Source organism: Propionigenium maris DSM 9537, assembly GCF_027925155.1.
GTDB lineage: Bacteria > Fusobacteriota > Fusobacteriia > Fusobacteriales > Fusobacteriaceae > Propionigenium > Propionigenium maris.
On record NZ_BSDY01000006.1, the window covers coordinates 245,093 to 264,391 of the forward strand.

General features: G+C 41.4%; 15 protein-coding genes. 14 read left to right on the forward strand and 1 reads right to left on the reverse strand.

The window, feature by feature from the left end; translation table 11 throughout:
- The first annotated feature begins 149 nt into the window (after nucleotides 1-149).
- The 7 genes from uvrB (at nucleotide 150) to topA (ending at nucleotide 10,743) form a co-directional block, all read left to right on the forward strand.
- The gene (uvrB, locus tag QMG11_RS08490) at nucleotides 150-2,135 is read left to right on the forward strand and encodes an excinuclease ABC subunit UvrB (RefSeq protein WP_281835125.1); all 1,986 of its coding nucleotides are present in this window, start codon (nucleotides 150-152) and stop codon (nucleotides 2,133-2,135) included.
- Nucleotides 2,136-2,533: 398 nt separating this feature from the next.
- Nucleotides 2,534-2,899 carry an endonuclease domain-containing protein gene (locus QMG11_RS08495; protein WP_281835126.1) on the forward strand — a complete coding sequence of 122 codons (366 nt, stop codon included), beginning with the start codon at nucleotides 2,534-2,536 and terminating at the stop codon, nucleotides 2,897-2,899.
- Between the two features lie 54 nt (nucleotides 2,900-2,953).
- Nucleotides 2,954-4,690: a P-loop NTPase fold protein gene (locus QMG11_RS08500; protein WP_281835127.1), complete on the forward strand. Its 1,737-nt coding sequence runs from the start codon at nucleotides 2,954-2,956 to the stop codon at nucleotides 4,688-4,690.
- 244 nt (nucleotides 4,691-4,934) lie between these two features.
- Nucleotides 4,935-6,140, forward strand: coding sequence for an exodeoxyribonuclease VII large subunit (gene xseA / locus QMG11_RS08505; RefSeq protein ID WP_281835128.1), 1,206 nt, complete (start codon nucleotides 4,935-4,937; stop codon nucleotides 6,138-6,140).
- A complete protein-coding gene (locus QMG11_RS08510) occupies nucleotides 6,140-6,994 on the forward strand; it encodes a tetratricopeptide repeat protein (protein ID WP_281835130.1) in 855 nt (284 codons plus the stop codon). The genes xseA and QMG11_RS08510 overlap by 1 nt, the downstream gene beginning before the upstream one ends.
- 8 nt (nucleotides 6,995-7,002) lie before the next feature.
- Nucleotides 7,003-8,082, forward strand: a complete 1,080-nt coding sequence (dprA, locus tag QMG11_RS08515) for a DNA-processing protein DprA (RefSeq protein WP_281835131.1) — start codon at nucleotides 7,003-7,005, stop codon at nucleotides 8,080-8,082.
- A 147-nt stretch (nucleotides 8,083-8,229) separates the two neighbouring features.
- Nucleotides 8,230-10,743 (forward strand): type I DNA topoisomerase, encoded by a 2,514-nt coding sequence (gene topA / locus QMG11_RS08520; RefSeq protein ID WP_281835132.1) that lies wholly within the window; start codon nucleotides 8,230-8,232, stop codon nucleotides 10,741-10,743.
- 22 nt (nucleotides 10,744-10,765) lie between these two features.
- Here topA and QMG11_RS08525 read toward each other — a convergent pair whose 3' ends face one another.
- The gene (locus QMG11_RS08525) at nucleotides 10,766-11,533 is read right to left on the reverse strand and encodes an RIO1 family regulatory kinase/ATPase domain-containing protein (protein ID WP_281835134.1); all 768 of its coding nucleotides are present in this window, start codon (nucleotides 11,531-11,533) and stop codon (nucleotides 10,766-10,768) included.
- A 299-nt stretch (nucleotides 11,534-11,832) separates the two neighbouring features.
- On the opposite strand from QMG11_RS08525, the gene trmFO reads away from it, so the two are divergent.
- The 7 genes from trmFO (at nucleotide 11,833) to QMG11_RS08560 (ending at nucleotide 19,161) form a co-directional block, all read left to right on the forward strand.
- Nucleotides 11,833-13,149 carry a methylenetetrahydrofolate--tRNA-(uracil(54)-C(5))-methyltransferase (FADH(2)-oxidizing) TrmFO gene (trmFO, locus tag QMG11_RS08530; RefSeq protein WP_281835135.1) on the forward strand — a complete coding sequence of 439 codons (1,317 nt, stop codon included), beginning with the start codon at nucleotides 11,833-11,835 and terminating at the stop codon, nucleotides 13,147-13,149.
- A gap of 43 nt (nucleotides 13,150-13,192) precedes the next feature.
- Complete coding sequence (locus tag QMG11_RS08535; protein WP_281835136.1) at nucleotides 13,193-14,104, forward strand: tyrosine-type recombinase/integrase; 912 nt, start codon at nucleotides 13,193-13,195, stop codon at nucleotides 14,102-14,104.
- The gene (gene hslV / locus QMG11_RS08540; RefSeq protein ID WP_281835137.1) at nucleotides 14,091-14,624 is read left to right on the forward strand and encodes an ATP-dependent protease subunit HslV; all 534 of its coding nucleotides are present in this window, start codon (nucleotides 14,091-14,093) and stop codon (nucleotides 14,622-14,624) included. Before QMG11_RS08535 ends, hslV begins: the two co-directional genes overlap by 14 nt.
- 290 nt (nucleotides 14,625-14,914) lie before the next feature.
- Nucleotides 14,915-16,039 carry a ribosome biogenesis GTPase YqeH gene (yqeH, locus tag QMG11_RS08545; protein ID WP_281835139.1) on the forward strand — a complete coding sequence of 375 codons (1,125 nt, stop codon included), beginning with the start codon at nucleotides 14,915-14,917 and terminating at the stop codon, nucleotides 16,037-16,039.
- 83 nt (nucleotides 16,040-16,122) lie between these two features.
- Nucleotides 16,123-16,587 (forward strand): type II secretion system protein, encoded by a 465-nt coding sequence (locus QMG11_RS08550; protein WP_281835140.1) that lies wholly within the window; start codon nucleotides 16,123-16,125, stop codon nucleotides 16,585-16,587.
- Between the two features lie 254 nt (nucleotides 16,588-16,841).
- Entirely contained in the window at nucleotides 16,842-17,342 is a 501-nt protein-coding gene (locus QMG11_RS20000) for a type II secretion system protein (protein ID WP_309302088.1), read from the forward strand.
- A 166-nt stretch (nucleotides 17,343-17,508) separates the two neighbouring features.
- A complete protein-coding gene (locus QMG11_RS08560; RefSeq protein WP_281835141.1) occupies nucleotides 17,509-19,161 on the forward strand; it encodes an O-antigen ligase family protein in 1,653 nt (550 codons plus the stop codon).
- Nucleotides 19,162-19,299 lie beyond the last annotated feature (138 nt).

Below are 19,299 nucleotides of genomic sequence, written 5' to 3' on the forward strand. Positions count from 1 at the left end.
ATAATCTATGAAAGTATTGTTAGATGATATCCATAACTTCCTTTTCTCCCACAAAAATAAGTGGAAAAGTATAATTTGTTTGGAGGGAATAAATCTGTTAAAATCTTAGTAATAATCGGAAATAATAAGGTGTGAAAGAGGAGGAGGCTATGTTTAAACTTCATTCTAACTATGAACCAATGGGGGATCAGCCCAGAGCCATAGAGGAGATCTCCAGGAATATAGAGGGAGGAGCCAGAGACCAGGTTCTTCTGGGGGTAACGGGGTCGGGAAAGACCTTTACCATGGCTAATATAATAAAGGAAACGGGAAGGGCAGCCCTTATACTGGCACCCAACAAAACCCTGGCAGCTCAGCTCTATGCTGAGTTTAAGGCCTTCTTTCCGGAGAATGCAGTGGAGTACTTTGTATCCTACTACGACTACTATCAGCCGGAAGCCTACATCCCCTCTACAGATACCTATATAGAGAAGGATTCCTCCATAAATGATGAGATAGACAAGCTGAGGAATGCGGCCACCGCAGCCCTTATAAACAGGGAGGATGTAATAATAGTGGCATCTGTATCGGCTATCTATGGTTTGGGATCGCCTGAAACCTATAAGAAGATGAGGATCTATATCGATCTCCAGACTGGTATAGAGAGGAAGGAGCTCATCTCCAGGCTGGTATCCCTGAGGTATGAAAGAAACGACATAGCCTTTGAAAGAGGAAAGTTCAGGGTGAAGGGGGATGTAATAGACATCTACCCGTCCTATATGGAGACGGGATACAGGCTGGAGTTCTGGGGAGATGACCTGGAGGAGATCTCCGAGATAAATACCCTCACAGGACAGAAGATAAGAAAGAATATAGAGAGACTGGCGATAATGCCTGCCACCCACTATGTGACGGAGGAGGGAGACCTTGATCGGATAGTGGCCGAGATAAGGGAGGACCTCAAAATACAGATAAGGAAGTTTGAGGAGGAGAACAAGCTCCTGGAAGCTCAGAGGCTCAAGCAGAGAACGGAATACGATATAGAGATGATAAGGGAGGTAGGGTACTGCAAGGGGATAGAGAACTACTCCAGGTACCTGGCCGGTAAGATGCCTGGGGAGACTCCCCATACCCTGCTGGAGTACTTCCCGGAAGACTTCCTCATATTTATAGATGAGTCCCACATAGGGGTTCCCCAGATAAGGGGGATGTATAACGGGGACAGGTCCCGAAAGGAAACCCTTGTGGACAACGGGTTCAGACTTCCCTCGGCTCTGGACAACAGACCCCTGAGGTTTGAGGAGTTCAGGAAGATAGCCAACCAGACGGTATATGTGTCGGCTACCCCTGGAGACTATGAGGTAGAGGCAAGCGGAGACAGGATAGCGGAGCAGCTGGTAAGACCTACTGGTATCGTGGATCCTCCTGTGGAGATAAGACCTACTGTGAACCAGGTGGATGACCTTCTGGAGGAGATTAGATTGAGGAGTGCAAAGGGGGAGAGAACTCTTGTCACTACTCTTACCAAGAAGATGGCAGAGGAGCTAACAGATTACTATATCGGATTTGGGGTGAGGGTGAAGTATATGCACTCAGATATAGATACCCTTGAGAGGATAGAGATAATAAGAGGACTACGTAAGGGAGAGTTCGATGTCCTTGTGGGGATAAACCTTCTGAGAGAGGGACTGGATATACCGGAAGTATCCCTTGTGGCAATACTGGAGGCTGACAAGGAGGGGTTCCTGAGAAGTAGAAGATCCCTCATCCAGACTATGGGAAGAGCAGCCAGAAACTTAGAGGGAAGGGTTATCCTCTATGCAGATGTGATGACAAAATCCATGAAGGAAGCCATTGGTGAGACCGACAGAAGAAGGGGGCACCAGCTGGCATACAATGAGGAAAACGGCATCGATCCAAAGAGTATCATGAGGGATATCTCGGAAGAGGTGCTTAACCTGGATTACGGAGTTGATCTGGGAGATATGGACGATGTAGGACCTAAGAGGGTATTTACATCCAAGAAGGATATAGAGAGGGAGATAGTGAAGCTCAAGGGTGAGATAGTAAAGCTTTCAGAGGAGCTGAACTTCGAGGAAGCAATAGTGAAGAGGGATGAGATGAAGAGGCTGGAAAATCTATTATTAGAACTTTAAGAATAGTTCATTTCTTTTGGTCAGCAAAAGAAACGAACCAAAGAAAACTGACCCTCATCTAAAATGTTTTATAAGCAGGTTATTTCTATACGGCTTTTATCAGCTACAGTCCTCGGCTGTCGTCTGCGGAACTTATTCTGTGGGACAGCCTAGCATATATCTGAGTACAAAGTTTAATCAACTTAGATGAGGGAAGAGTGAATTTAGAGAGTTTGGAAAGAATATCACGAAAAAGACAAGAAGATGGTGTAGGATAGGGAATACCAACCCTCATCCTTTATATGGTTTCTCCCTAGCTAGGGAGAAACCAAAGTAGAGAGTTTTAAGGTAAGGGATCTTAGACTCCCTTCTCCTTGGATAGGGAGAAGGGCTGGGATTGAGGGTGGAAGGAGCAAGGTATGCCAAGAAAACTTTATGATAAACCATCCACAGAGGAAAAGAGAAGAAATCTAAAGAAGAATCAAACAGAAGCCGAAGAGATGCTTTGGAATAAATTGAGAAATAGACAATTCATGGGGCTAAAGTTTAGGAGACAGTATGGTGTAGGGGATTACATAGCTGACTTTTACTGCCCTAAGCTGAAGCTTGTGATAGAGGTGGACGGGGAGATTCATGAGAGCATAGAGGCAAGGGAGTATGATAGAATTAGGGATGAATACTTCAACAGCCTGGGGATAAAGACAATCAGGGTAAAAAATCACGAGGTCAAAGGGGATATAGAGGGGTTATTGACAACCATCATCCTTCCTATGGTTTCTCTCTAACTAAGGAGAAATCGAAGATTTAGATTATAGAGCATAAAGATATTGGGGGCATCTATGAATAGCAGTCAATTAATAGAGAAGCTAAATAGGTTTTATGATAAACTTGGAAGTGATAAAAAATATAGTTTTCTAATAACTGGTAAATGGGGTATTGGAAAGACTCATACTTACAAAGAGTTTGCAAGAGAGAAAGAGCAAAAGTATTATTCTTTGTTTGGTATTTCTAACTTGAGAGAGTTGGAAGTAATGATGCTAAAGGAAAATAAATTTCCAGCTTTAAATAAAATAGAATCTAATACAGAAACAAAATTTATAAGGAATCTTATAAAAGGTTTTCTTAAAGATAAGATTAAATTGCAAAATACTCTTGAAGCAATTTCTATAAATAATTTAGTCGAGATGTCTACCATTAAAGATTTAAACTATAGCCCAAAATCAATAGTATGTTTTGATGATTTAGAAAGATGTAAAATACCAATGGAAGATTTAATGGGATTCATAGAAAGAGTTAAGCAAAAAACGAATGTAGTGGTTTTATGTAATAAAGACGTGATAGATGAAGATCAGAAAAAAGTATATAAAACCTATAAGGAAAAAGTAATTGATTTTACGTATTCATTGGAAGAAATAGAGGATGAAGTGATTTTAGGAAAACTAAAATCTTCAAAGTTAAAACTTTCAGCAGATATGGAGATCATGATTTTAGAAGAGTTTAAACAACATTGTAAGGATAACCTTAGAGTTCTTGAAAAACTTGTTCATCTATATGAGGAGTTGATGTTTGATTTAGAAGAGAGAGAACTAACTCACGAAGGGAAGAAAAAACTTCTAAGAGTTTGTTTTTATATAGTTTGTGAAAATGAACTGCACCTTATTAAGGAATATATTAAAAACCACTGGAATAGAATTGATAATTTGATAAATAGCTCATCGCAATTCAAACAAAAGGAAGAGATAGATCTAGAAAAAAGAAAAATGAAAGAAGAAGAGTTTAGGCTTGAGAAATATAGTAATGTTTATGAATTTTACAACAAAAATTTGTGTGAAAGAATAGAAAATTATTACTTTGGAGCGAAAGAAAACATAAACGAAATTGTAATTGAGTTAGGGTGGAAGCTTGATAAGACTTCAGGTTTTTTAAATAATTGTATAAAAAAATATGTTTATCTAACAACAGAAGGACATGTAGAATTAGTAAAAAAGCTGGAGAAATATGTGGAAGAAAATAATCAAAAAGAATACTACAATCAAAGATTATCAGTTGAACTGTACTTTCATTATCTTTATTTATGTGAAGTTACATCATTGAATCCCAAAAATGAGATAAAGAAATTTTTGATTGATATGATTGGGAACTATCCAAGGTATGAAATGGGAAATTACTGGAGTTTGAGTAGTTTAAGGTCTACATTTAAAGGTAGTATATATAAGAAGTTTTCAGAGGAAATAAAAAGAGTATCTGATGAAGTGGAAAAGAGACACTTAGAAGAGAAGGAGAACAACTTTATTGAGCTTATTAAGAAAAAGGAATACGTTAAGGCAGAGAAGGAATTTATAAAATTTATAAAGCCTAATAAATTTCCAGCAGCTGTTTTGGAGTATTTTGATTATGATTTTTCTAATAAGATGACATTTGAAGAATGGCAATTTTGGACAATGTTAGTTTCTCTTTTAAAGGAGTCAAAGTTTGAAAAATTAACGGAATTAAGAAAAATGATAGAAACTCATGAAGAGATCACTACTCCAAGAAGAGAGTGTTTTTTAGAAATTTTAAATAGTAAAGAAATTTAATTGTCTGAGAAGGTCGATTTAGCTTTGTACTAAGAAATTAGCTAGACCACTTTACAGAATAAGTTCCGCAGTGATATGCTATGATTTTAACAAGAGGAACGAGGACTGTAGCTTATAAAGGGCTTAGATTAATAATATAGCAAGGAAGACATTTTCGAAGACTTGATTTCTTGATTACTTCTGTATCAAGACAGAAGTAACGAAATAGATTTATCAACTTTAAATAAAAGTTGGGGAGGTAGAGATGCAAAAGAAAGAAAAGATATATACAGTCTCCCAGTTAAACAGGGAGGTAAAAAGCTATTTAGAGGGGAACGAAAACTTCCAGGAGCTCTTCCTCAAGGGGGAGATGTCGGGGGTGAACTACTATAAGAGCGGACACCTCTACTTTACCCTGAAGGACAAGAAAGCCCAGGTAAAGTGCGCCGCTTTCAACTACAAGTACAAGAGGATAGCCGAGGACCTCAAGGAGGGGGATGTGATCAAACTCTTTGGAGATGTGACCCTCTATGAGGCAAGGGGTGACTACCAGGTACTTGTAAGGCACATAGAGAAGGAAAATCAGATGGGAGCCCTCTTTGAGGAGCTGGAAAAGAACAAGAGGGAGATGGCAGCAGCAGGATACTTCGATGAGAAGTACAAGCAGAAGCTCCCAAAGGTTCCCCAGACCATAGGAATTGTTACCTCTGGAACCGGGGCAGCTGTGAGGGATATAATAAATACAGCAAAACTGAGGTTTCCCAATATAAATATCTATGTCTACCCTGCCAAGGTACAGGGTGAGGGAGCATCCCAGGAGATAATAAAGGGTATCCAGACCCTTGATAATATAGAGGAGATAGATGTTATAATAGCAGGTAGAGGGGGAGGTAGTATAGAGGACCTCTGGTGCTTCAATGAGAAGGAGGTGGCTCTGGCCTACTTCAATGCTAAGAAACCCATTGTATCTGCTGTGGGACATGAGATAGATTTTCTGCTCACAGACCTTGTGGCAGACCTGAGAGCCTCTACCCCTACCCATGCCTCTGAAAAGGTGGTACCTGAAAAGAGGAAGCTACAGGATGAGATTGAGAACAGGGAGAGGTATATGAAGACCATCCTCCTCAAGTATCTGGACAGAAAGAAGCACGACCTAATAAGAAGGCAGGAGTCCTATGGACTTAAGGGATACCTTAAAAATATAAGGGAGAGAAATGTAGAGGTTACCGACAGGGAGGAAGCTCTGGACAGGGCCTTTGGCTACTACCTGGCTAAAAAGAAGCAGGAGATGGATGTAATGCAGGAGAGACTCAGCGGAGTGGATCCTACAAAGATAATGCAGATGGGATACAGTATCACCACCTATAAAGGAAAAGCAGTGAAGGACTCTTCTGAGATACCGGTAGAGGGGGAGATAGAAACTGTATTTTCCGTAGGAAGGGTAAAGAGTATAGTAAAGGAGAAGATGTAATGAAGAAGTTTATTGTGGTAATGGCGATCCTGTCGCTATTCCAGGTGGCTGTGGCCAACGAAGATTTAGAGGACCTGTTAAACGAAGGAAGATATCAGATAGAGGTAGGAAACTATGCAGCGGGAAAGGAAAACCTTGTAACCTACCTCAGGAAAAAGGATGATCCAGAGGCTTATATCAATCTTATAAGGGCTGAAAGGCTGGCAGGGGAGCTCAGTACCTCCAACTCCACAGCTAAAAAAGCTGAGAAGAAGTATCCTGGAGATGCAAGGATAGTATATGAGAGGATCCTTACTGTAGACAAACTCATAGAAAATGAGACCAAATCCCAGTGGAGAAAGGGGAAGTACCTGGAGGAATATTATGAGGTGTATGAGGGGTACCTGGAGATGACAGGCTACTCGGACAGCAACAAGGTCTTTGAACTGGGGAACAGGTATTTCAAAGATGATCTATATGAGAAGGCAAGGGATGTCTTTTTAAAGGACAGAAACGGAGATATAAGGAACCTCTTTGGAGCAGCTACAACTACGAGATTCCTGGGAGAGTACAGAAAGTCTGCCGGACTTTATACCAGGGTGCTCAACGAGGATCCAGACTTCTATGAGGCCTACCTTGGAAGGGGAAGTGCCTACCAGCTGGCAGGGGATCTGAACAAGGGAATAAAGGATATGGAGAGATATCTGGAATATAAGAAGAATGTAGATGTTTATGTAGCCATAGCGAATATGTATATGAGCCTGGAGAGGTATAGCAGTGCTAAGAGCGTGCTGGAAAGAGCAAGCAGCAACTATCCAGGGTCGCAGGAGGTAAGGGATCTGCTGGTAGAGGTGTATTCTAAACTTAAAAGATAGGTGATGTTATGGATAACTGGTACAGGCTGAGAGTAGCTGGTGTGAAGGACAGCATTGTGAGAAGGCTTATGAATGCTCTGGAGAGGTATGAGGACATATTTCTCTTGGAGGATATCCAGCTGGCCAGATATTGTAAGGTTGAAGAAAGCGACATGAAGAGGATAAGAGAATCCAGAAATATGGATATCTCAGATGATAGGGATAGGCTGAGGAAGGAGGGAGTAGAGGTTATCTCCCTTAAAGATGAGAGGTACCCCTTCTTCCTGAAAAATATATCCCAGCCTCCAGTCTTCCTCTATATAAAGGGAAGGATTGAATTCCCCAGAAAGAGTATAGCAGTGGTTGGAACTCGAAGGATGACTGTTTATGGGCGGAGCGCCTGTGAGAAGATAGCAGGGGACCTTGCAGGATCAGGAGTAACTGTAGTCAGCGGTCTGGCTTCTGGAGTGGACGGGGCAGCCCATGAAAAAGCCCTTGCTAGAGGGGGAAGGACCATAGCAGTTGTGGGCAGCGGCCTGGATGTGATCTACCCCAAAGAAAATAAGGACCTCTGGAAGAGGATAGAGAGGGAGGGAACCATAGTAAGCGAGTATCCCCTGGGAACACCTCCAAACCACTATAATTTTCCTGCCAGAAACAGGATAATAGCGGGCCTCTCCATGGGTGTTGTGGTAATAGAGAGCAGGGAGAGGGGAGGCAGCCTCATAACAGCTTCCCTGGCCCTGGATGAGGGAAGGGATGTCTATGCAGTTCCCGGGGATATCTTCTCTCCAACCTCCCTTGGATGTAATAATCTTATAAGGGAAAGTAGGGCAAAACTTGTAACCAACGGACGGGAGATACTGGATGAATATGGCTGGGAGTCCCAGGTGGAAAAGGATACTGAGGAAGAGGTTAACCTTACCGGGAATGAGGCCAGGGTTTTCCAGGCCTTAAAGAGGGAGGCAAACCTTGATGAGCTTATTGTTGAGACTAAAATCGGAGCAGGAGAACTGCTGGCTTACCTCATGGAATTGGAGTTGAAGGGGCTCATCTGTGGAGCTCCAGGAGGGAAGTATAGAAGGAAGGTCTTAGCTAACCATCCTTGATTTTTTTAAATTTATTTATTATAATTGTATCCATTGAGTTTTTTTAGGGAGAAAAGCTATATTTTTGAAAAAGAAATTGTGATAGGAGGGCTTTGGCCTTCAAAATAAATACACGGATGTGTAAATAAAGAATAGAGGTGAAAGACCTTGGCGACGGAAGAAAAGAAAACGGCAACCAAGAAAAAGAAAGTTACAAAGAAAAAACACCTAGTCATAGTGGAGTCACCTGCTAAGGCGAAAACGATCGAGAAGATGTTGGGAAGAAACTATGCAGTAACAGCTTCCTTTGGACATATAAGAGACCTTCCAAAGAGTAAATTGGGAGTGGATGTGGAAAAAAACTTTGAGCCATCCTACTCTACAATCAAGGGAAAGGGAGAGGTAACTAAAAACCTGAGAGCTCTGGCAAAGAAGTCGGATAAGATATTCCTGGCTTCCGACCCGGATAGAGAGGGAGAGGCTATTGCATGGCATATAGCCCATATACTGAAGCTTCCAGAGGATGATCTCAACAGAATCGAGTTTAATGAGATCACAAAGACAGCTATTAAGGAAGCGGTAAGTCATCCGAGAAGGGTGGATATAAATAAGGTAGATGCCCAGCAGGCCAGAAGAATCCTGGACAGACTGGTGGGATACTCCATAAGTCCCCTTCTGTGGAAGGTAATATCCTCCAATACCAGTGCAGGGAGAGTGCAGTCGGTGGCCCTTAAGCTGATCTGTGATCTGGAAGACACCATAGCGGCCTTTGTACCGGAGAAGTACTGGGAGATAAATGGGGAGTTCAGAGATGATATAAACCTTAAGCTCTATAAGATAGAGGGAGAAAAGGTGGATAGGATCTTCGACGAGAAGGTAGTAAGGGAACTGGAGAAGGAGCTTGCAGGGAAGGATCTGGAGGTAGTTAGTGCTAAGATCACCGATAGAAGCAAGAAACCACCACTGCCACTGAAGACAAGTACCCTTCAGCAGCTGTCATCCTCCTACCTAGGATTTTCAGCATCCAAGACTATGAGAGTGGCCCAGTCCCTCTATGAAGGTCAGAATATAGATGGTACCCTCAAGGGTCTGATTACCTATATGAGAACAGATTCCACAAGGATCTCCAATGAGGCCAAAGAAGCTGCCAAGAGCTTTATAAATGAAAAGTATGGTAAGGAGTATATAGGGAACTACCAGGAGAAGCAGAGTAAGGGGAAGGTACAGGATGCCCACGAGGCAGTAAGACCATCCTATGTGGAGCTGGAGCCCAATGAGATAAAGCAATACCTTAACGATGACCAGTATAAACTTTATAAGCTAATCTGGGAGAGATTTATCATATCCCAACTGGCACCTATGAAGTATAAGCAGTTTGAGTTTATAAATGAGTATGATAAGTATCAGTTCAGGGGAACAGCCAACAAGATAACCTTCGACGGTTACTACAAGGTGTTTAAGGGTGAGGGAGAGATCAAGACAGTGGATTTCCCTAATATCCAGAAGGGGGATATCATGCCCCTTGAAAAGCTCCTTATTAAGGACGGGATAACTAAGCCACCAGCAAGACTGACTGAATCCTCCATAGTAAAAAAGCTGGAATCCGACGGTATCGGAAGACCATCTACCTATGCTTCTATCATCGAGACCCTCAAGAAGAGGGAGTATGTGGAGCTTTCAGGAAAGTCCTTCATCCCTACACCTCTTGGATATGAGGTTAAGGAGGAGCTGGAGACAAACTTCCCTCATATAATGAATGTAAAGTTCACTGCTGAGATGGAGAATAAGTTGGACCTTATAGAGGAGGGAGAGGTAGAGTGGAAGAAAGTTTTAGGAGACTTCTACGAGGACCTTTCCAAGTACCTGACAGCCTTCCAGAAGAAGGTAGAGGAGATTGAAAACAGAAGAGTTGAGTCGGATGTGCCGTGCCCTTGTGGAAGTGGGATAATGATCATGAAGAGCGGAAGGTTCGGAAGATACCTCATGTGTGAGGATGAATCATGTGAGGAAAAGTACTCCCTTAAGGGAATAGATCTTTCCAAGGAGGAGCTGGAAGCCGGAAAGATAATAGTTAGGGATATAGTAGAGGTAAGGGAGAAGAAGAAGCGTGGACAGCCTACAGATATGGTAGCTGACAACGGATCAAAACTTCTTCTAAAGCTCGGTCCCTTTGGAAGCTATCTTGAAAGTGAAAACTTCAAGGAGGACGGATTAAGGATACCACTACCAGCAAGCATCAAGAAGATGCTGGCAGAGGATGAGATCAAGGAAGTGAACGGAATTATGCCTATGAAGGCTGTGACGGAGACAGCTCTTGCTATAGCCAAGGGTAAACCTACAGATATGGTTACCGACAAGGGTGCAAGGATCTACCTGAAGCCCGGAAGGTATGGACACTACCTTGAGAGTGAGGACTATAAGCAGGATGAAGTTAGGATAAAACTGAATCCAGAGCTTAAGAAGCTGGCTAAGGAAGAGAAGCTAGAGGAGAGGGACGGACTTGTTGTTGTGAAGAAGTACATAGACAGGGACCTCGAGGAGAATAAGAGACTGGTAGAGGAAGCTGGCCCATGTGAAAAGTGTGGAAAGCCCTTTGTAGTAAAGGAAGGAAGATGGGGTAAGTTTCTTGCCTGCTCCAATGAAAAGTGTAAAAATATGAGAAAACTTCCTAAAAAGAAGTAAAAAAAGCCTGGGGTTTTTAACCCTAGGCTCTTTTAATAGAGGAAAGATCGTCGATAAGATAGGAGATGAACAGAAGATCTTTTCCAAAGAACTTAGAAACCCTGGTTCTGGATAACCTCCCCAGAAAGTACAATCTATCGGTTAGTTTTATTATCCTGTTTAAGATACTGTCCTTGGAGCTGGAGTGCTCCTCATAGACCTTTAAGATCTCATAGTAGTCTATATCCCTTGCTCTGAGGCTTGCAATGGAGATGAGGAAAACAAGGACATCTCTAAACTGAATAGCTGAAAGGTATTTTTTATGGATCTTCTCCTCAAAGTCGATCATATAGACCTCCCCATCCTTAACTGTAAAGTTTCGGATCTGGGATCCGCCGTGGGCAAAACCATGGTTGTGGAGAAGAGCTAGGGACTTTACGGCTTCTCTTAGGTAGAGTGTCTTATCTGCCTCCTCCCTCTTTAAGATGTCTTTTAGTCTATGACCACAGTCCTCCATGATAAAGTACTCCTCACAGCTATAGTGGATCTCTGGTACCTTTAGTCCTGCCTCTCTTAGGGAGGATATCTTATCCGCTTCATGGGTTGAGTGCTGCTCAGTATTGGCTGTAGGAGCAAGGGTTTTAATCTTTAGTATATCAGCTAAGAATTTTTGAAGGATATTCATAGCCCTCTTTGTTGTTATCTTCTTTTCAATATTTCTCTTCAGGTAGTAAATTTCACCCTCTGAAGTTATCCTGGATACCTTGGCAGGAAATTTATCCTCTATGTCCGTTATCGTGGTCATCTTCATAGTAATCAACTCCTTATAGATTAAAAGTTATTTTTATTCTTAAATTATACAACTGGTTAAAAATAAAAGATAATTACGATTCCCTTTATACGATTAACTATGAGTTAAAAGTTCATTAAGAGGCAGTTAAGGGGAAAATGTTGAAATAAAACAAGTGAAAACTTCCTATAATTTGTAAAATAATGTATAATTAGATGTTGAAATTTTATATTGGGTAGTTGGCCCTATTAAAGATATTGTAGAGAATAAATTAGTTTGTAGATCCTGCTTATGTGGCGGGAGTGTAGAAGGAGATAGATATGAAGAAAGAAGTAGTAGTAATCGGAGCCGGTCTTGCTGGAAGTGAAGCAGCATACCAGCTGGCTAAGAGGGGAATAAAGGTAAAGCTCTATGAGATGAGACCAAGTGTTAAAACAGAAGCTCATACAACAAATGATTTTGCTGAGTTAGTTTGCAGTAATTCATTGGGGGGAAATGCTGTATCAAATGCTTCAGGGCTTATGAAGGAAGAGCTGAGAAGAATGGGCTCTTTACTGGTAAGGATAGCAGATGAAACTAAGGTACCTGCAGGACAAGCTCTGGCAGTTGACAGAGAAGGTTTTTCCAGAAGGGTAACTGAGATACTGGAAGCGGAAGAAAATATTGAGATAATAAGAGAGGAATTAAAGGAAGTACCGAGAGAGGGTATCGTACTAGTGGCCAGCGGACCGCTGGCATCAGCTGCTTTGGCAGAAGATATTAAAAAGTTAACCAAGGACGAGCACCTGTACTTCTATGATGCAGCAGCTCCAATAGTAACTTTAGAATCAATAGACCAGGATAAGGTGTACTACCAGTCGAGATACGATAAGGGAGATGGAGAGTATATCAACTGTGGTATGACAAAGGAGCAGTATGAAAACTTCTACCATGAGCTGATCAATGCTGAAACTATTCCATTAAAGAAGTTTGAAGAGGAAAAATTATTTGAAGCCTGTATGCCTGTGGAGAAGATGGCAAGCAGAGGGGAAAAGACCCTTCTCTTTGGACCACTAAAGCCAAAGGGGCTTACCAATCCAAGACTACCAGAGGGAGTAAAGGACTATGCAGTGGTTCAGCTGAGGCAGGATGACAAGGAAGGAAAGCTATACAACCTTGTAGGGTTCCAGACAAACCTTAAGTGGGGAGAGCAGAAGAGAGTATTCTCTATGATCCCGGGACTTGAGAATGCAGAATTCATCAGACTGGGAGTAATGCACAGAAATACATTTATCAACTCAACAAAGGTATTAAATCCTACTCTTAACTTAAAATCTCATGAAGATATCTACTTTGCAGGTCAGATAACTGGTGGAGAGGGATATGTTGTAGCAATGGCTACCGGAATGATGGCAGCTATAAATATTGCCAACAAGCTTGAAGGAAAGGCACCATTTGTACTGGATGACAGAAGCCCAACTGGAGCAATAATCAAGTATATTACAGAGGAGAAGAAGGATTTCCAGCCTATGGGACCTAACTTTGGAATCGTAAGATCCCTTGAGGGGAAGAGGATAAAGGATAAGAGGGAGAGATACAGCAAGGTAGCTGAAATAGCCCTTGAGTACCTGGATGAAAAGCTGAAGGAATTAAATTAAATTAAATTAAATTACAGACTAGAAGATTACGAGGTGTGGATCTATGGGGGGACAACTTTTAAAACTCATAAAGGACTTTATATACTATGAGGAGTTTGGACAGGGTAAGAGTATAAATACCATAAAATCCTTCAAGAGAGATCTCGGTCAGCTGAGGGAGTATCTGGAGGGATTGGGAAGAGATATAGCTCCTGAAGAGATAGATGAGATGATGCTCAGGGGATTTCTTATGGAGCTTCAGAGGGAGAATATCGGAAAGAGATCCCTCAACAGGAAGCTCTCATCCCTCAGAGGATTCTTTAAGTATCTCAAGGGACAGGGGGTAATAGAGAAGAACCCGACTCTCCTTCTAACTGGCCCCTCCTTTCATACAAAGCAACCTGAGATACTGACCTTGGCTGAAGTAAATGCTCTAAGAGAGGTAATAGATACCAAGAAGGCCAATGGGCTGAGGGACAGACTTATAGTTGAACTTCTCTACTCAAGCGGTATAAGAGCCAATGAGCTCCTGGCTCTAAGTGAAAACCTCTTTGATTTAGAGAGAAGGCAGCTCAAGGTGGCCAGTGGGAAGCAGCCTAGGATGGTGTTTTTCAGTGAGAGAGCCAGGGAGTACTATATCAGGTATATAGAGGCCAAGAAGGAGAAGTACAGGGGAAAGTATACCCCTGATATCCTATTTGTGAACGGTTCAGGAACAAGGTTGAGTGACAGGTCTCTCAGAAGAATAATAGACAGATATGTAAAGAGAGCGGGAATAGAGAAGGAGATAAGCCCCCATACCTTCAGGCATACCTTTGGAGTGTATATGATGGAGCATGGAATGGAGATCTTGTACCTTCAGGAGCTCATGGGACATGTAAGCATAGAAAGCACAAGGGTCTATGAGGAGATGGTGGGGAAACCTAAAATACTAAAGGGATATGGAAACTGGGGTGATAAGGATGAATCAATTTAAAGCAACGACAATAATAGCTGTTAAGAGAGATGGCCAGGTGGCTATGGCTGGAGACGGTCAGGTTACCCTGGGGGAAACGGTCTTTAAAAATACAGCTAAGAAGATAAGAAAGGTATATGATGATACAATAATTGCAGGGTTTGCAGGAAGTGCCGCAGATGCCTTTGCCCTCTTTGATAAGTTTGAAGGGAAGCTGGAGGAGTTCGGTGGGAACCTGAAGAAGGCTTCGGTAGAGCTGGCTAAGGAGTGGAGACACGACAAGGCACTGAGGGTTCTGGAAGCTATGCTAATTGTAGCCGATGAAAACAATGTCCTAATCGTATCTGGTAATGGAGACGTTATTGAGCCTGAGGACGGCATAGCAACCATAGGAAGCGGCGGAGTATATGCCTATGCAGCAGCAAAGGCGCTCTATACGCACACAGATATGAATGCCAAGACCATAGCTGAGGAAGCTATGAAGGTGGCTGGACAGATGTGTATCTACACAAACCTAAACATAAGTGTGGAGAAACTATAAAAAAATTATAAGTGATAGTTAAAAATTGGAAAGTTGTTATAGAGATTAAGGGGAAGTGACCTCTTTCAAGTTGATGTGGCTTAGAGCTGGAAAAGTTATCTTAGCCGTTATACAGTTTAAGTTCCGCAAGCGCTAGCTGAGGACTGTAGCTTAAAAAGGCGTTGCAATTAAGCTGAACCTATGAAACATTTGAAAGAGGCGTCCTTTCTTAGTTGATTCTTTGGACGAGCAAAGAATCAAGGGTGAATTTTTAAGATAACTTTTTATAAAAAGTTATTGTAGGAGGTAAGATGAGCAAAAAATGTAATGGATGCGGTATAGAGCTGCAGAGTATAGATGAAAATAAACAGGGGTATGTACCTAAGGAAGTATTAAAGAACAGGAAGGAGATCTACTGTCAGAGATGTTTTAAGATTTCCAACTATGGAAGTTACCTTCCAATGGAGATGACAAAGGAGGACTACAGAGCTGAGGTGGCAAAGTCTGTGTCTAAGGCCAAGGTAGCCCTTGCAGTGTTTGATATAATTGATTTTGAGGGATCCTTCGACGATGAGATCCTGGATGTTTTAAGGGAGATGGACTCCATAGTTGCTGTAAATAAGGTGGACCTTATACCTGGAGATAAGCACCCTTCAGAGGTATCCGACTGGGTAAAGGAGAGGCTGGCTGAGGAGGGAATAGTTCCTCTAGATATAGCTATCATAAGTGCCAAGAGTAAGTATGGAATAAACGGAATAGTAAGAAAGCTTAACCACTTCTACCCTAAGGGAGCAGGAGTGGTAGTTATGGGAACTACCAATGTAGGTAAGTCCAGTATTATAAATGGACTTCTAGGGGACAAGAAGGTAACAACATCAAAATACCCTGGAACAACTCTTAAGAGCGTTGTAAATAAGATACCAAAGACAGATCTTACCCTTGTGGATACCCCTGGACTTATACCAGAGGGAAGAATCTCGGATATGGTCTGTCAGGAGTGTAACCTGAAGGTAGTACCATCTAAGGAGATCTCAAGAATGACCTTTAAGATGAAGCCAAATAGGATCCTGGCATTTGGAGGCCTAATGTGGATAAAGGTACTGGATAATGAGGAGGGTAACAAGTCTATCTTTACAGCTTTTGCTTCCAAGGGAGTGGTTTTCCACCAGACAAATGAGGACAGGATAGAGGAGCTTCTTTCAGAGCACGTAGGGGGAATCCTTACACCTCCATGTAACCACTGTAAGGATGAGTATCAGAAACTTCCATTTAGGAAGGAAACGTGGACTGTTGAAGAGGGAGAGGAGCTTGTATTCAAGGGACTTGGATGGATCTCAGTAAAGAGGGGACCTCTTAAGATAGAGATCAACCTTCCAGAGGGTGCAGATGTAGAGCTAAGGGACGCCTTCATAACACCGAGAAGAGTATCTAAGTAAAAAATCCTATAGTTAAGGAGGGGAGCTGTTGGTTGTAGGGAGGATATCCCTTAATCGGCAGCTCTTCTGTCAGGAGGTCTATTATGAAAAAAGGATTTACCATACCGGAGCTAGCTATTATAGTCAGTGTAATTGGAATATTTGTTTTTATGGCTCTTCCCAGATTAAGTGATGTAAAGGATTCCTCCAAGGCTGCAGGGGTACAGAAGGATCTTGTTGACCTAAGGGTAGCTTTAGAGGATTACTATACCCAGGTGGAGGAGTATCCAGCTCTCATGGGAGTGGAGGATGTGTTGGAGGACGTTTCCGGGAGAAGTTCCGATGGAAGTCAGGTAACTTTTGCTGGGGTGCTGGGAAGAAGGAAGATGCCATCTACCCCTGAAGTAGAGGGAGTGAAGAGGAGAAATACGGTGAACGATTTGCAGGATTTTAGAGAATCCGACGGTAGTGGGGGCTGGAACTATAACTACGGGGAGAGGACCGGGGAGATCCATGCCAACCTTCCTGCAGGGATCTTTCGTCAGTCTATAGACTGGAATGAACAGTAGTAGGGGTAAAAAACAACCACTAATAAAATAGAAGTTGACAAAGTCATATTTTTTGGGCTAAACTAGTCATGTTAATATTTCAAAAATTACATGATGAAATCTTGACAGAAAACTTCAGGTATAGTAGAATGACTTCTGTTCAAATAAATCAATGTACAAGATATCATTATTGAAAAAAATAAATAGTATCTAATAAGGATACCTATATTATCAAGTAACAAAATACAAAATAGAGAAAAAACAGGAGGCAACAAATGAAGAAAAGAGGATTTACTCTAATTGAATTAATGGTAGTTATTGCTATCATCGGACTTCTAGCAGCAATCGCACTGCCTAGATTTGCTAACGTATCTGAAAGCGCAAAGGTAGCTAATGTACAAGGGAACCTATCATCTCTTAGAACATCTATCGCTATGTTCCACGCTAAGGCTGATGAGTACCCAACTCAGACAGCTTTAAATACTAATAAGGATGACTTAGAAAAAGTTGTATCTTCAGGGTCAAATGGTCAAACAGTTGAATTTTCAGATTTCTTTGGAAAGAATGTACTACCTTCAACACCTGGAACAAATAACGGAAATACAATTACTGCAACGAATGCTGTAGCATTATCATCAACTACTGGGAACTCTTTATTTACAAAAGATGCTGAAGCTGCAACGGGTGGATGGATTTATAGAAATACTGATGGGGCAATAAGAGCTTATATTAAAGAAGATTCTTATGCAGACAGTACAGACTGGTCACAGTTCTAAGAAAAATTAGGGAGCCGAGGGGCTCTCTTTTTTTATCTATAATTTTTAAATCAGGGTGGGAAAGTTTAAGAAGGAATTTAGTGTGCAGTCTAGATTATGCTATAATTCACTAAAAAGAGGAAAGGACTAGGGAATGAAGGAGAAGGTAAAAACAGGGGTATTAATGATGATTAGTTTTATCATACCGCTTTTGGTATTGGGATACAGTAAGCAACTGGACCCAGGAAGTATTAGATACATAACTGCTCCTATTGGAGCTGAAGGAATTCAGTATGACTTCTTCAGCTACTATAGGGAAGTATTTTTAGGAGTAGGAGGGATAGTTCTGCTTCTTTTAGAAGGAAGAAGAAGTAACTTATATAAAAAAGCAGGAGTAGTAATGACATGCCTGTCTATTCTAAGCTGTATCTTTGCTGAAAGCAAAGAGGTAGCCCTGTGGGGAATAAACGGGAGGTTTGAAGGAGCGATAGCTCAGATTGCATATATGGCAATATTTATAGCTGGGCTAGAGGTTTTCAGAGAGAAAAGAAAAAGAGACCTTGTTGTAAATGCAATGCTGATTTCTAGCGTGGTGGTGTTTATTATAGGTATAATGCAGTTTTTTGGTTATAACTTTCTAGAAAATGAGATAGGCTACAAGCTTATTACTGGTTTTCAATCAGAGAGGTTTGGAGATATAGTTTTTAGGTTTGGAGAAAATGCAATATATGGAACTCACTTCAACCCTAACTATATGGGGTCCTATGCTGTAATCATGTTTTTTATAGGATTGGGAAGATACCTTACCAGAAGAAAAAACTTGCTTTACGGATGCTATACCCTGCTAGCATATGGAAATCTTGTTGGAAGCCACTCCAGGGCGGGACAGCTGGGATATTACGGAGGATTATTACTATTTCTTTTGTTTATGGGAGGAGACATAAAAAAATACTGGAGAAAGCTCACAGTGATAATGATTCTTATCTATGGTGTATGGCAGGGAATGGACACATGGTCTCAGGAATTTCTGGGAAGACGTATGGATTTTTCCAGTGGGGAAAGAGCTGAAATCTACAGCATAAAGCCTATAGACAGGGGAGTAGTGATAGAGGGGGAGCACAACTTAATTATAAGGGAAACTCTAGATAGCATTGAATTCTTCGATGATCAGGGAAGAAAGATAGAGGTAGCTAGAGAAGGTGGCATAGCTTACCTTGATAGGAAAGGTTATAGGAACTATAGGATACAAAGGAGTGGCAGCAATGAGAATCTTTACCTTCTGAGCAATAAAGATTTTTCCTATGAGTTATTGTACTCTGATGAAAAGTTCTATACCAGGGATCATAGGGGGAAGTATACTCCTGTAAGGGAGGTGGAGAGGTTTAAACTATTGGACGGGTATGAGAATAAGGGAAGTAAGAGGGGGTATATCTGGAGTAGAAGCATTCCCTTGTTGTGGACTAGACCACTTCTGGGGTGGGGCCAGGATAACTATGTATTGGCATTTCCTCAGGATGATTTTTTTGGAAAGGGTCTATTCTATGGAAACAGGGGAATGCTGGTGGACAAGCCCCATAATTACTTTTTACAGATAGGTATAAATAATGGACTATTTTACCTGGCAATAACTCTTATATTATTTGGAGTTTACTTTATTAAGGGACTTATAAAAGAAGTAGTAGGAGAAATTAGTGAAAGCAGCTATATTTTCATAGCTTCAACAGCTTATATGATTACCCTTCTGTTTAATGACAGCGTTGTTTCTGTAGCTCCTGTATTCTGGTGCATCTTTTCCATGGGAATAGTCTTGGTAGATGAAAGGGAAAAAAGATTTTTATAAATTAAAAATTATAGAGTGTTGCAAAAGTAATTCACAAAAAATTAAAAATCATATCCAATATAGAGTAATAATTGAGTTACCACACAAAATTCTACTCGAAAGGATATGACCAGTAATGTATATACCTCAAACTACTAT